Origin of the sequence: Mangrovitalea sediminis, assembly GCF_002514725.1 — a bacterium.
In the GTDB taxonomy this organism is placed as follows: domain Bacteria; phylum Pseudomonadota; class Gammaproteobacteria; order Pseudomonadales; family Oleiphilaceae; genus Mangrovitalea; species Mangrovitalea sediminis.
Map to the genome: position 1 here is coordinate 1,202,281 of NZ_NTLB01000001.1, position 14,602 is coordinate 1,216,882.

Here is a 14,602-nt window from a genome sequence, read left to right on the forward strand (position 1 = left end):
GATGGATCCTGTTGCCCGGAAGCAGCGAGGCGTTCGCCTGACGGTTGCCGTGCTGGTGTCGGTCATTGCGCTGATCGTGCTGTTGTTCATCGGCGAACAGTGGCTGGCGTCTGGCACGGGTAACCCCAAGGCGCCGGACCTGAGTTCGGAGCATGCGGTGGTCTTTCCCCTGCGCCAGCAGATTTCGTCGTTTTCCCTGCGCGCCGATAACGGGGCACGCTATAGCGAAAGGGCCCTGAGGGGGCATTGGACACTGGCTTTCCTGGCCGGCACCCGCTGTGTGGGCGATTGTGCCGCCACCCTGCAAACACTGAGAGCCCTTCGGGCCACCCTCGAACCGTCCCAACCGCAACCGCGTTTCCTGATGGTTGCCACCGACCCGGCGCTCGATACTCCGCAGGCGCTGCATGCCTACCTGCAACCCTACGGCGATGGCTTCCATGCGGTCACGGGGGCTCACGACAGCCTGGCGGCTTTCGCCCGGGACCTGAAATCCGCTTACGATCTGCCGGCAGGCACTGTGGCACGTTCCCGGATCGAGCGTCTGGCCCTGATCGATCCCGATGGCAAGCTGGTTGCCCTGCTGCTGCCGCCATTTGCTGTCGAAACCCTGCGTAGCGCCTATCTGCGCACGGTCAGCTGGGAGAAAAGCATGTCCCGCCTACGCCCCGGGCCCTAAGTTGGGGCGTGCCAAAAGCCTTTGCACTGTTTAACGTCTGTCCAACCGGGCCTGCCCCTCTGATGGCCGATTACAGGGTGTTAATGTTGCTCATAACCCCATGTTTAAAAAGTGTTTATGCACACTGGCCTGGCCGTTGCTTTGGGGTGTCCAGGACCGGGCGAATATTGTCCGGATCGCATGTGAAGATGAGACAGGCACGCGCAAAGGAGAACGGAAATGGCTATCGCGTCCCGAATTTCGACGGGTGGGACGGGCCGTGTCCGGGCCTACCGGCCCCTGGTGTCCAGCACCTGGAAGATCCCGGAGGGGTTCCAGGAGTCGGGTTGGGCACTGGTTCCGGCAGGTCCGGTGCTGGCCCGCATCGATTACGAAGCGGTCAAGGCAAGCCGCGAACTGCTGCAGAACCTGTTCCAGCCAAACGACAGCTGGCCGCCGGAAAACCTGACGCTGGAACAGGACCGTGCCGATCTGGCCTGGCACGCTCGCGAATTCCGTCAGCGACGCTCCTTTGCCTACAGTATCGTGACGCCGGAGTTCGACCGTTGCCTGGGCTGTCTCTATCTCTATCCCAGCATGAGCCCCGTCCACGACGCCGAGGCATATCTCTGGCTGCGTCCGGACCTTCCCATGATGACCAGCCGGCGCATCGAGCAGACGGTGGAAATGTGGGTCGACAGTGCCTGGCCGTTCAAGCACATGGTTTGGCCTGGCCGCTATACCCCCTGGCTCTACTGGGAGCTTTTCCAGGCGCCGAATTATTACACCCAGATGCGTTATCGGGACGATGCGCCAGGCGACCCGTTGCATTGATCGAAGCCGCTGGATTCGCCAGCGGTTGGGCTGCGTAGGGTGGGCGCTTGTGTGCCTGCCATGGCTACATTATGCTGCTGGATAATGAACAGAACCTATTCCCGAAACCATCGTACCGCCTTTATTACGGCGCTTCGTAAGACCGATGACTACTGGTCCGACTGTTTTGGACAGGACTTTTATCAACTGCATTTCACCGATCTCTTTTCCAAGATGTGGCTGTCCGGCAATCTGCCGCTGACGCGGGGAGAGGCCTACCGCCTGATGCCCAGGGTCAGTGAACAGACCGCCAAGAAGTATCTCAACCAGGCCATTGCCCGGGGTTACCTGGAAGAAATTCCCAACCCGGAAGACGGCCGTTCGCGTTTGCTGCGGCTGACGCCTGATGTGATCGAACGGCTTGAGCGCTACATCGATTTCTCGCTTTCCACCTACACCGGATTGCCGGCGTCCCCTTGATTCCCGTCGTCCTGGCATGACTTTCGCACTAGCCTGTTAACGCATCACCCCAGGGACCCGTAGACCGCGCCACAGGGCGTCGGGCCTATCTCCGATTGCACCGCAATAACGCATGCTGCCTTTTGCTGGTGCATTTATCGGTAAATTTACCGGTAGTTGTGAGGAAAGCGAATGACCCAGGTCACCCGTTTCTATCCGCTGTTGACGGGGTATTCCCGTTACGACAAGACACTCTCCACCCGCGGACACGGTGCGGGTGAGATTATCACCGCACCGATCCTGGCGTACCTGATCGAAACGCGCCAGGGGCGCATCCTGTATGACGTGGGCTGCGATTTCGGCAAGATTGCCGACCCGACGCTAAAGGACGCCTACTACGCCGACTTTCCGTTCGGGCCACCGGAAATGGACGAGGAGCAACGCGTGGTGTCCTATCTGGCCAAGCTCGGCCTGGGGCCCAGGGATATCGATGTGGTGTTCTGCGGACACCTCCATTTCGACCATGCCGGCGGCCTGTGCGATTTCCCCGGCTGCGAAGTCCATGTGCATGCCCGCGAGCTGGAAGCTGCACGCAACCTGACCGACGAAGCCTATTTTGCCGACGATCTGGATGTCGATGTGCGCTGGCGCCTGCAACCCTCGGAATACCATCCGCTACCGGGCATCACTGCGATCGAGACGCCGGGTCATACCGCCGGGCATATGTCGATGCTGGTTACCCTGCCCAAGGGGCGTCCGATCCTGCTGACAGGCGATGCGGCCGATCTGCAGGAAAATCTTGTCAGCGAGATTCCACCCGGCCTCTGCTGCAACACCGAGAGCGCCCTGAGCAGCATCCGCAAGCTGAAACGCATTGCCGAGCAGGAGAATGCCCTGCTCTGGCCCAATCACGATCTGCATTTCTGGCAACAGCAGAAAACCTTCCCTGCTTTTTATAGTTAAGGAGTCGAGATGTCTCTCAAACTGCGTTACCACGATGGTTTCTGGCCCAACGTACTGGCGTTGGGTTATGTCGTCGCGGCCTACGTCGGTGGCTTTGCCCTGTTGTTCACCGGTTCCTGGCTGGCGTTTGTTCCTGGCGTCCTGCTGCTGGGACATGCCATGGCCATCGCCGCCTATCTGATCCACGAGTGCACCCACAACACCGTCTTTGCCGAGCAGTCGGCCAATGCGCGTTTAGGTGGCTTTCTGGCCTGGCTCACCGGGGCCTGTTACGGCGCCTATGCAGACGTCCGCCTGAAGCATGTCCGTCATCATGTGGACCGGGCGGACGTCGTGTCGTTCGACTATCGCAAATTCCTCCGGGAGCACCCGGGTCTGCGGCGCCTGGCGGAAGTGCTGGAGTGGCTGTACATCCCGGCGGTGGATATCCTGATGCATGCTTTCGTGGTCGGCGCGCCTTTCACCAACCCCTGGTATCGCAAGCGTCGCGGCCTGGTCGTGGCGAGTCTGGTTATCCGCGGGAGCTTGCTGGCGGCCCTGCTGTGGTGGATGCCGATGGCATTTCTGGGATACCTGCTCGCCTATATGATGTTTATCACCGTCATGCGCCTTATGGACATGCATCAGCACACCTTCGACGTCTTCGTCAGCCAGGAGGCCGATACCAAGCCGCCGGTGCGTCCGAGTCACGACTTCGAGCAGCGCAATACCTTCTCGAACATCCTGGGGCATGGCCGGTTCGTTAACCTGCTGGTGCTTAACTTCGGCTATCACAATGCCCATCACGACAAGCCCAACACTCCCTGGTACCGGTTGCCGTCGCTGCATCGGGAACTCTATGGCGAGGACGACAGCCAGTGCCTGCCGTTTCGCAATGTGCTCCGCAGCTACCACCGCTATCGCGTGAAGCGGGTCATGAGCGAGGAAACCGGCGATGTGCCGATCGGTACGGGGGCGGACAAGGGAATGGAATTCGTGGGTGTCTATGGGGTGTCGTTTTTGACGGCGTTGTAGACGGTTGACTGTTTATCGCTAAACGGCGGGCGAGAGGGTGGCCCCTGCGCGCCCGCCGGAATTCCGTGAAGTTATTGTGGTGTCGGACCCTTCACCGCAGTGACGAACGCGGCGGGCCTGACGTGCTGTTTGAAGGCCATCTGCACGGCCTTCGCCGTCAGGTGCAGGTAGTGCTCGCCCGCAATGTGAACGGCATCCAGCGGCCGTCCTTCCAGAGACAACTGCAGCAACTGCCCACCAATGGCGCCAAAGCTCGACTCGCTGAGGGGGATCATCCGCAGGAGCAGACCTTTGGCCCGTTCCATATCATTCGCCGGTACCGGTTTGTCTTGCAGGCGCTTCAGGTCCCGCACGATCAGCGCCCTGGCTTTCGAGACATTTTTCGGATCGCAGCCGTAGGACACGGAATAGGTGCTGCGGTGCTTGTTGAAATCGAAGCCGGTATCGACGCTATAGACCAGCCCGCTCTGATCCCGTAGATCCCGATACAGCCAGGAGGCATAGAAGCCCCCGCCCAGAACCTGGTTACCCAACTGCAGGGCGTAATGGGTCGGGTCGTTGTAGGTCACGTCGACGGTCTGAGCCAACTGGACGCTGTCCTGGGAGGCACTGCTGTCGGGCACATGCAGTTCGCCGGGCTTGTTGGGCGGCACAGCGGGGTAGCTGGTCTTGGGCTTGGGCCCGTGAGCCTTCCACTGACCGAAATCGGCCTCGACGACTTTCTTCGCCTCTGCCGTGGTGATCTTGCCGACAACGACGATGGTCGTCATATCCGGACGGTAGGCTTTGTCACGGTAAGCCTTGACCTTGGCCAGCGACAGGCTGTCGATGGACTTTGGCGTGGCATAGCGAAGATCCGGGTCGTGCGCCGGATACAGGGCCTTGTCCAGGCCCATCATCGTCAGGAAATCCGGCGACTGGATCTGTCCGGCCGTGGCGGAAGCCTCCTGGTGCTGCACGATGGTGAAGGCTCTGGCCGGCAGTGCCGGGTGGAGTTCATTGTCGGCAAGCAGTTGCATCCCCTGCGCAAAATGCTCGGCGGGGACGGCCAGGGAGAAGCTGGCACCGGCATTTTCCTTGGCGCTGATGTTGTCCAACGCACGTTGGAAATGCAGCCGGTCCAGGTGGGTTGTACCAAACTGATAGAGGCGGTCGAGGACGCCCGAGATCCCTTTCTCGCCCTTGGCGGCTTGCAGGTCCTCATTGGTGTCGATACCGCCGTAGACTTCTACGGTATTGCTGATGCTTTCCGGCTGCACGATCAGCTTGAGGCCGTTATCCAGCGTGTAGGTCGTGGGATGCAGGCGCGAAGGGGGCACGGACAGCCTGGACAGTGCCTTGCTGGCCCAATCCGGCAGTGTGACCGGCTTGCTGGGCGAGGAAGAGAAGCTCTCGCTGCCGCCGAAGCCCTTGCCTGCGATGGGTTTGCCGGAGCTTTGGGGTGTCAGGACGGCGGTCACCTGATGTGCCGGTGCGAAGGTGGCCTTCGCCAGCGCATCGACTTTGGCGGGCGTGACCGCCTCGATGGCCTTTTTCATCGAGTCAGGCGATGACTGTCCGTCGAAGGCAACGGCATTGGACCAGGCATTGGCCAGCCCCTGCACCGAGTTCTTCTCGAATTCCAGCTTGGCGATGGCCATGCGTTTGGCGGCTTCCACCAGTGCCGGATCGATGCCCTTGTCCACCGCCCGCTTCATGATCGTCTGCATCCGCGTGATGATGGGCTTGGGGTTACCGCCGCGAGGGAAGATCCCGACGGCCATGCCGACGCCGGCGCGCGGCATTTCCTGCAGGGCAAAGCCGCCGGCGAGCGCGGTGCCGTCAAACCCCATACCGGCCAGATCCGCCCGTTGCGAACCCAGGGCGTTGGCCATCACCAAGGCGGTGGCGTAGTCCTTATCCTTGGTGCCCGGCATGCGCCACGCCATATAAACGGATCCGTAAGGACTGTCGGTGGGCAGTTTGATGGTCTCGGCTTTGACCGGCTGGAAGTGGAATGCCGGGCGGGCCGGCAGCGTGCGGCTCGGGATGCTGGCGAACAGTTCCCGGATTTCGGCCAGGGTCTTCTGCGGATCGACGTCGCCGGCGATCACCAGGATGGCGTTGTTCGGTGCGTACCAGCTGTCGTGAAAGGACTTCAGCATGGCCGCGGTGGTTTTGTTGAACGAAGGGCGGGTGCCCAGCGGTGTATGTTCATAGGGCGTGCCCTTGAACAGGTGTGCCTGTAGCTGGGAGTAGAACTTGAAACCGGGATTCGACAGGTCGCGGGAGACTTCCTGTTCGATAGCGCCGCGCTCCTTTTTCCAGTCGGCGGCATCCATGTTCGCGCCGCGCATGCGCAGGCTTTCCACGTGCAGGGCGACGTTCAGGTCCTGCGCCGGGGTAACGACATAATATTGGGTGACCGACTGGGTGGTCTGCGCATCGAAGGCGCCGCCCAGGTTGGCGGTGATGGCAGCCAACTGGTCCTTGCTGAGCCCGGGGCTGCCCCGGAACATCATGTGCTCGACGGCGTGGGCGGTGCCCGGAAAGCCCTTGGGAACTTCGTTTGAGCCGACCAGGTAATTGACTTCGGTGGTCACGACCGGCGCCAGTCTGTCCTGCACGATCACGACCCGCAGGCCGTTACTCAGGGTGGCGCGGGTGACTTCGCTATCGGTCGTTTTCGCCAGGGCGCCTGTTGCTGTCCATGCCAGCGCCATGGCCGTCACCAAAGTTTTCAGTCGTTTGTTCACGCTCACTCCTTATTGTTGAAATCTACGCTAACCCTCGGCCGGAAATGGCGGCTGGCCCAAGGGTTGTTGGCTGTGACACGCCGCTCAATGCGTTAACTGTCGGCGAAAGGACGAGATAGCCGCCGTCCTGTGATCGTTGCGGGCGGCGGCAGTTCCGTTACGGATATTCCATGATGGCTACAAAGCTTGTTGGCGAAGTGGATCTTTTTAATCCACCGGCTCCACGCTGGCCAGGTATTGCTGATCGATTTCCGGCAGCGGTTCGTTATTCAGCTCCGCCTCAAATGACCGCAGACGTTTGTAGATGGATTGCAGTTCAACGATGGTCGTCCAGGAGTTGACCAGATACTGAAACGAATTTTCCACCTGATTGAAGGCGTTCAGAATGCGCTGCATGATGCCGAAGGTGAGCGCGCCGGCCACGATGGACGGCGCCAACGCGATAAAGGGAATGAACTGGCCCACGTTCAGATAGCTGTAACGTACCACGTTGAAATACAGGTAATTGAAATATATTCGGAAATAGTTGCGGCGCACGGCGGCAAACAGTTCCTTTAGGGATTGCGGCTCGGCCCGGTGGTGGGCGTCTTCACCGTAAACCAGTTCCTTACGATAGGCTGCCTCCACCCGCTGGTTCTTGAATTCCAGGCCCGGCAAACGTATCCCGACCAGCGCCAGCAATCCTGTGCCGAACACCGACCAGATGATGGCCACGAACACCAGTGCCTGAGGTACCTCGCCGATCAGCGGCAGTACCTTCACATGGCCGGACAGATTCCACAGGATGGGCAGGAAGGCCAGCAGGGTCATCACCGACCCGAGGAAGCTCACGCCCAGGTTCTCCACCGTGCTGGCAAAGCGCATGGTGTCTTCCTGAATCCGCTGGGATGCCCCCTCGATATGACGCAGTCGTTGCCAGTGGTGTGTGTAGTAATCGTTCATGGCCGTACGCCAGCGGAACACATAATGGCTGACGAAGAAGCGGTTAAACACGGCCACCATCACCGCCACCATGATGATCACTGCCACGGTGGCCAACTCGTTGTAGTAGCTGTTGATGGTGATACTTTCCGGTTTGGACAGCGCCCGCTGGATTAGATCATAGAAGCCGCCGTACCACTTGTTCAGCATGACGCTGACCTGCACCTGGAACCAGGTGATAAAGACGATCAGCGCCGAACCCAGGACCGACCATTTGGCCCACTTAGTACCGGCCCGGAACATCCAGGCCCCGATGAAAATCACATAGGCCAGGAACATATATTGATAAGACCAGAAGTCCTGCGCGTCCTTGGCGGCATTGTGGAATGCCGCCTTGGCTGCGGCATCAGCATGTGCCGCCAGGGCCTGGGGAAAGTGCAACCCGACCAGGGCCCCGAGGCTGAGCGTCGGCCCCCAGTGCTGGGCATACAGATACCAGCCGAGAATGCAGACCAGCGCCCAGACGGCGAAAGAGGCAAAGAACCATTTGGGTTTGGGGAAAAAGGACAGGAACACGGATTAAGACCCTTCTCAAAATACAACGGGGGACCGGCGCCCGTGAAGACGCCCAAACATCTGATTAGAGCATAAGCGGCGATAAAAGTTTTGGGGAGCTTTCGCGGTTTCTGGTTTGTGACGAGGTGGTAATGCGCGGGTGTGTTCCAGTAGCCGATGACCGTCAGGAGTGGTGTAAAGCCACAAGATGGCGGAGAGTCGGTGGACCGCGACGAGGAGCGGTTGTTATCGAAACGGTGCGGATGCTGCGGGCAAAAGGGCCGGCAACATCCGCCCTGACCTCACCGGCTCGCCATAAAGGCCCGCCATCCTCCTAAGTGAGTAATCTCCTCTGCGCCTTCCAGGCCACAGGGCTCACAGATAAACCCGCTGACCCAGCGACCGTCCGCCAGCTCCACCTTGCCGATGCCCAGCGGCGCGGGAATGCCGGCGACGAAGCTGCCGAAGCGGTCGGCGGGCACCCGCCAGATTTCCACCGGTAACGCGCTGCCCTGCGCCCTGTCGCGGACCAGTCCGGGGCGGTAGGGAGGACCGCCGGCGAGCGCATACATGCGGTAGTGGGGGGCGGTATCGGTGGTTTCGACCAGAACGGCGCGGCGCTCGGTGAGCTGGTGATTGAGCGGCAGGCCGGACAGGTGGGCGCCGCAGACCAGCACGTCGATGGTGCCGGTAGTCGGCAGCTCGGTAGGCAGCGGCAACGGCTCGTCGAGGGCGCCGACGCGGTCCACGGTGCGTCGGTGCAGGCGGTCGCCCAATGCCAGCAGGGCTTCGTCGCAGAATGCCGGGGCAAACAGGGTGACGCCCCAGGGCAGGCCGTTGGACAGCCAGCCGGCAGGCACGGCCAGCGCACTGTAGTCGAGCAGGTTAACGAAATTGGTGTAGGTACCGAGGCGGCTGTTCAGCGTGATCGGATCGGCCTCGAGCTGTGCCCGGGTATAGATGGTCGGTGCGGTGGGCGTCAGGATCAGGTCGACATCTTTCCAGCAACGGTCGGCCTGCAGTTTCAGCGCCTGAAGGCGATAGCTGGCGGCGAAGGCCGATTCGGCGTCGAATTCGGTGGCCTTGCCGATGATCTGGCGGGTGACCGGCAGCAGGGCATCGGGCTGGTTTTCGATCAGGTCCTTGACGACGTGATAGCGTTCGGCGACCCAGGGCCCTTCGTACAGCAGGCGGGCTGCATCGAGATGCGGTTGCAGGTCCACTTCGACGGCCTCGCCTCCAAGCGCCTGCAGATGGGCAATGGCGGCGTCGAACAGGGCGGCGGCGTCATTGTCGCCATCGAAAAAGCGTTGGTCGGGTTTGGGTACGCCGAAGCGGAAGCCCGGGGCCCAGGCGGGCGTACCCGCCGGCAGAGGGCGCTGCCAGGGATCATCGGGATCGACTGCACTGGCTACTTGCAGGATCCGGGCAGCTTCGGCGTGACTGCGGGCGAAGATGGAGACGCAGTCCTGGCTCAGGCAGGCTGGCACGACACCGCGCAGGCTGAGGCGGCCCTTGGTCGGTTTGAGACCCACCAGGTTGTTGAACGAGGCGGGCACGCGGCCGGAGCCTGCGGTGTCGGTGCCGAGAGAGAATGTGACGAGACCCAGGGCAACGGCAACTGACGATCCGGAGGACGAGCCGCCGGAAACATAGTCCGGATCGATACTGTTGGCGCAGGGCCCCCAGGGCTCTGGAGACCGCATCCCGACCAGGCCGGTGGCAAATTGGTCGAGATTGGTTTTCCCGACCGGAATGGCGCCGGCGGCAATCAGTTGTTCGACCACAAAGGCGCTGTCGGTCGGGGTATAGCGATAGGCTTCACAGGCCGCAGTGGTGTCGATCCCGGCCAGGTCGATATTGTCCTTGATGGCAAAGGGAACGCCATACAGCGGGAGATCCTCAGGACTGGCGGTGTCCAGACGGGCCAGATAGGGTTCCAGTTCGGTCTCGCTCAGGCGGTGAATCCAGATATTGCGCTCTTCGAACTGTGCGGCCCGCCGGGCAATGGCGGCCAGTACCTGGCGCGGCGTGGTTGTGCCGTTACGGTAGGCGTCCTGCAGTGCGGTCAGGCCCAGGGAGAGGGTTTCTGCGGTCATGGTGTGAACTCCTTCAGGCCGCTCGGGAGCGGACAAGGCAGCCGGTGCTGCGTCGTGAAAGGGGGCGCCGGCGCGATGGCCGCGTAGCGTCTGCCGTACCGCGGAAACCGTCCGGGCGACAGGGCGTTACGGTGATGGGAGGGCATGACAGTGACATGGACTCTCTCCTCAAGACATGCATTACCGGCGTTAAACAGGACGATGGGAGACGCGATTGATGCCATTCTCCCGGGCTTTTGTCCCGCCGTGTAACCCCTGCATGAGAGAGGTCGGTAACTCTCGGACCAGTCATCCGAAGCGCCTTGATTCGGACCGGAACCCTAGTTACCCATTTCGCGCCGGGGCAGCGGACTGCACCCATCGCTTTTCGGAGGCCGATAAAAAACAGCTCCCGCGTTGGAGGCTTTGCAGATGGTGTGCCAGCTCAGGTCTTTTCCCCGCGAGACGAGGCAGGAAACGGCATCATCGATAGTCTCGAAGTGCCCCAGTGGTGCCGTGACGGCTCCGTTCTGGTGCGCTGCGCCTTGTTTTGGTGCCGTTCAGGCTGTCTGGCGGTCGGCGGCTCCGGGACGAACCCACAGCATCAGCAGCAGACTTGCCGCCAGCGCACAGCCGGCCGAAAAGGCGAAGGCCACCAGGGGACTGCTCGCCTGCCACAAGGCGCCGAATACCAGCGAAGCCGGCAACAGCATGACCCCGCTGGTGAGGTTGAACCAGCCGTAGGCGGTACCGAGACGGTCTGCCGGCGCCAGGTCGGCGACCAGGGCTTTTTCCGATCCCTCGGTGGCCGCCAGAAAGAGACCGTAGAAGGCAAACAGCGGCCAGAGCGTCGCCGGCCCCCACAGGTCCAGGCCGAGGAGAATGTAGAACAGGCCGTAAACCGCCCAGCCGAGAATGATCAGGCGGGTGCGGCCGAGACGGTCCGACAGGGCCGACAGCGGTGTTGAAAAGACGGCGGCGATGCCGGAAACCAGCGCCCACAGCAGGGCGACATGCGCTGCGTCGAAGCCCAGCGTCTGGGCGCGTAGCAGCAGGAACATATTGGAGGAATTGCCCAGCGTGAACAGCGCCAGCGTCAGCAGGTAGCGCTTATAGCGAGGGGGGAAGTCTTGCAGCCGCCAGGAAAACGGCGCTTTACGCTGGAGGGTCATGGCTTCCGGCTCGCGAATGGCCAGCGTCAGCGCCAGGGTGAGAAACCCCGGTACGGCTGACCAGAGGAAAATATCTCGCAGCGGCACCTCGTGGGACAGCAGCAAGGCTGCGACCAGTGGGCCGATAACGGCGCCCATATTGTCCATGGTGCGATGCAGGCCGAAGGCGAGTCCGCGGCGTTCGCTGCCCGCCGCCTGGGCGAGGATGGCATCGCGCGGCGAGGTGCGTAGACCCTTGCCGACACGGTCGGCGAAACGCAACACCAGCAGGAAGGGCCAACTTTGGGTCAGGGCGATCAGCGGCCGGGCGATGGCGGCAACGCCGTAGCCTGCGATAACCCAGGGTTTGCCATGCCGGGAACGATCGGTAATCACGCCGGAAAAGAGCTTGAGCAGGCTGCTGGTGGCTTCGGCGACACCTTCGATCAGGCCCAGGGCCTTCGGTCCCGCCATAAGGACAGAGGCGAGATAGAGCGGAATCAGCGGATACAGCAGTTCGCTGGCGGAGTCGTTCAAAAGACTGACGAGTCCCAGCAGCCAGACGGCTTGTGGCAGACGGAACAGGGCTGCAAACATATTGGACTCCCAACCGGTCCTTTGTGAGAGATGACGCTTCTTGCCAAAGACACGTACACTGCGCCAAAACCCGATACCGGACAAGTCCTACGCATGCCCTTTCCCATCGACGACCTGTTGCCCTCTCTGCTGACGACCCTGAGCGACCATGCGACGGTGGTGTTGCAGGCGCCGCCCGGTGCCGGCAAGACCACGCGGGTGCCGCCGGCCCTCCTCGGCGCGAACTGGTTGGGCGGGCAGCGTATCCTGATGCTGGAGCCGCGCCGCCTGGCAGCTCGTGCGGCCGCGCGTTTTATGGCGTCGGCTCGGGGCGAGGCGGTGGGAAAGACCGTGGGTTACCGGACCCGGTTGGACAGTAAGGTGTCGCGAGAGACCCGCATTGAAGTGGTGACTGAAGGCATACTGACACGCCTGCTGCAGAGCGACCCGGAACTCAGTGGCTACGGTGCGGTGTTGTTCGACGAGTTTCACGAACGGTCCCTGCAGGCGGATTTGGGGCTGGCGCTGTTGCGTGAGAGTCAGCAGGCCTTGCGGGAAGACCTGAGGCTGATCGTGATGTCGGCAACGCTGGACAGCGTTGCCGTCGCGCAGCTTCTCGACCAGGCCCCGATCCTGACCAGCGAAGGTCGCCAGTATCCCGTGGCGGTGCACTATCGGCCGCCGGCTCGCCAGCAGCGTTGGCAGGACCGTTTATTGTCGGTTATCCAGGAAGCGCTGGCGGCGCACAGGGGCTCTCTGCTGGTGTTCTTGCCGGGCGTGCGGGAGATTCGGGCAACGCTCGATGCGCTGCAAGGCGCCCTGCCCGATCACGTCGTGGTGGCGCCCCTTTACGGTGACCTGCCGGGCGAGGCCCAGGACCTGGCGATTGCGCCGTCGCCGGCCGGTCACCGGAAAATTGTATTGGCGACAGCGATTGCCGAGACCAGTTTGACCATCGACGGTATCGAGGTGGTCATCGACGCCGGTTGGCAGCGCGGTCCCCAGTTCGATCCCAATGCCGGTATGACCCGCCTGACCACCAGCCGGGTATCGGCCGCCGCGGCGGAACAGCGAAAAGGCCGGGCTGGACGCCTGGGGCCGGGGGTATGCTATCGGCTCTGGAGCGAATCGGAGCAGCAGGGGCTGGCGCCTTTTACGCCGCCGGAAATCCGGGTCTCCGATCTGTCCTCCCTGGTGCTGGAACTGGCCCAGTGGGGCACGCGCGCACCGGACGACCTGATCTGGCTCGACCCGCCGCCGGCGGCGGCCTGGCAGCAGGGGGCGGAATTGCTGCGCGAACTGGAAGCGCTGGATGGCGAGGGTCGTATTACCGATCACGGTCGGGCGATGCTGGGCGTTGGTCTGCCACCTCGCCTCGCCCATCTGGTGGTGCGTGGCCGGGCGCTGGGTTTTCCCCGTCTGGCGGCGGAACTTGCCGCGTTGTTGAGCGAGCGGGATCTGTTGGGACCCGGCCGCGGCGCGGACCTGCATCACCGGCTACTGGCGCTGCGTGGGGAGATGACATTGCCTGGCGGTGCCGGCCGCTTACGGCAGATACGGGATATGGCCCGTCGCCTGGGCGCGGACCGCCGGGATGAGACAATAGAAAACGTGGGGACCCTCGGTGAACTGTTGGCGCTGGCCTACCCGGATCGAATAGCCCAGCGGCGCCCCGGCAAGGCGCCACGTTACCGGCTGGCCAATGGTCGCGGGGCCGTGTTGGCGGATGACGACCCGCTGGGCGATGCACCTTGGCTGGTTGTGGCTGAATTGGACGGTCAGGCGCGGGAAGCTCGGGTCTTTCTGGCGGCGGTGGTTGATATCGCGGGTATCGAAGCGACCCAGGCAGAACGCATCCGTGAACGGGATCTGTTGTCCTGGGACGGCTCGACGCGATCGGTGCGTGCAAGCCGGCGGCGGGAGTTGGGCGCCTTGGTGCTGGAGGAAAAGCCCTTACCCCAACCGGCTCCGGAACAGGTGTTGGCGGTTCTTCTGGAAGCTCTGCAGTCCATGGGTGCGGAGGCGCTGCCCTGGGAGCCGGCTGTGCGGCAGTGGCAGGCGCGGGTTATGCTGATGCGGTCGCTGGAACCGGACCAATGGCCGGATGTCGGTGACCAGGCTCTGATGGAAACCCTGGAAAGCTGGGCCGGGCCCTTTCTGGCCGGTATGACGCGCCTGGATCAGGTGGCGAAGATGCCCTTGCAGGCGGCGCTGTCGGCCCTGCTTGATTACCCGGCGCAGCAGCGCCTGGCGCAGGCGGCACCCAGCCATATCGAGGTGCCCAGCGGGTCGCGTATCGCGATCGACTATCTGGCGGATCAGGGGCCGGTCCTGGCCGTTAAATTGCAAGAGATGTTCGGATTGGGAGAAAGTCCGCGGATAGCGGATGGGCGGGTGGCTTTGCAGATTCACCTGTTGTCGCCGGCCCGGCGGCCGGTGGCGGTGACGCGGGATCTGGCCAGTTTCTGGGTCCAGGGATACCCCCAGGTGCGTAAGGAATTGCGGGGACGTTACCCCAAACATCCCTGGCCGGAGGACCCCTGGAATGCCCCGGCGCAGCGGGGAACCAAGCGCCGGTCTGGGCATTGAGCCTGGACAGCCAGTCTTATCGGGCGTTCTTGATCCAGGTTTGGGATTGTTGGGTCAGCAGTGCATAGACTAGGGCGAGATCCCGGTGGT

At 62.4% G+C, this 14,602-nt stretch carries 10 protein-coding genes and 1 riboswitch; of the genes, 6 read left to right on the top strand and 4 right to left on the bottom strand.

The window, feature by feature from the left end; genetic code table 11:
- Position 1 precedes the first annotated feature (1 nt).
- From CLR77_RS05625 to CLR77_RS05645, 5 genes are all read left to right on the top strand, one after another.
- Positions 2–679: an SCO family protein gene (locus tag CLR77_RS05625; protein WP_097459563.1), complete on the top strand. Its 678-nt coding sequence runs from the start codon at positions 2–4 to the stop codon at positions 677–679.
- A 219-nt stretch (positions 680–898) separates the two neighbouring features.
- Positions 899–1,492 carry a hypothetical protein gene (locus CLR77_RS05630; RefSeq protein ID WP_097459564.1) on the top strand — a complete coding sequence of 198 codons (594 nt, stop codon included), beginning with the start codon at positions 899–901 and terminating at the stop codon, positions 1,490–1,492.
- Between the two features lie 84 nt (positions 1,493–1,576).
- The gene (locus CLR77_RS05635) at positions 1,577–1,951 is read left to right on the top strand and encodes a helix-turn-helix domain-containing protein (RefSeq protein ID WP_097459565.1); all 375 of its coding nucleotides are present in this window, start codon (positions 1,577–1,579) and stop codon (positions 1,949–1,951) included.
- A gap of 171 nt (positions 1,952–2,122) precedes the next feature.
- Positions 2,123–2,893, top strand: a complete 771-nt coding sequence (locus CLR77_RS05640; protein WP_097459566.1) for an N-acyl homoserine lactonase family protein — start codon at positions 2,123–2,125, stop codon at positions 2,891–2,893.
- A 9-nt stretch (positions 2,894–2,902) separates the two neighbouring features.
- Positions 2,903–3,907 carry a fatty acid desaturase family protein gene (locus CLR77_RS05645; protein ID WP_097459567.1) on the top strand — a complete coding sequence of 335 codons (1,005 nt, stop codon included), beginning with the start codon at positions 2,903–2,905 and terminating at the stop codon, positions 3,905–3,907.
- A gap of 71 nt (positions 3,908–3,978) precedes the next feature.
- On the opposite strand, the gene CLR77_RS05650 is transcribed toward CLR77_RS05645, so the two are convergent.
- From CLR77_RS05650 to CLR77_RS05665, 4 genes are all read right to left on the bottom strand, one after another.
- Positions 3,979–6,642, bottom strand: a complete 2,664-nt coding sequence (locus tag CLR77_RS05650) for a M16 family metallopeptidase (protein WP_097459568.1) — start codon at positions 6,640–6,642, stop codon at positions 3,979–3,981.
- Between the two features lie 207 nt (positions 6,643–6,849).
- Entirely contained in the window at positions 6,850–8,139 is a 1,290-nt protein-coding gene (gene sbmA / locus CLR77_RS05655; RefSeq protein ID WP_097459569.1) for a peptide antibiotic transporter SbmA, read from the bottom strand.
- Positions 8,140–8,420: 281 nt separating this feature from the next.
- Positions 8,421–10,217, bottom strand: coding sequence for an allophanate hydrolase (atzF, locus tag CLR77_RS05660; RefSeq protein WP_097459570.1), 1,797 nt, complete (start codon positions 10,215–10,217; stop codon positions 8,421–8,423).
- A gap of 223 nt (positions 10,218–10,440) precedes the next feature.
- Positions 10,441–10,552, bottom strand: a riboswitch (guanidine-I (ykkC/yxkD leader).
- 204 nt (positions 10,553–10,756) lie between these two features.
- Complete coding sequence (locus CLR77_RS05665; protein ID WP_097459571.1) at positions 10,757–11,944, bottom strand: MFS transporter; 1,188 nt, start codon at positions 11,942–11,944, stop codon at positions 10,757–10,759.
- A gap of 93 nt (positions 11,945–12,037) precedes the next feature.
- On the opposite strand from CLR77_RS05665, the gene hrpB reads away from it, so the two are divergent.
- A complete protein-coding gene (hrpB, locus tag CLR77_RS05670; RefSeq protein ID WP_097459572.1) occupies positions 12,038–14,512 on the top strand; it encodes an ATP-dependent helicase HrpB in 2,475 nt (824 codons plus the stop codon).
- The last annotated feature ends 90 nt before the right edge of the window (positions 14,513–14,602 follow it).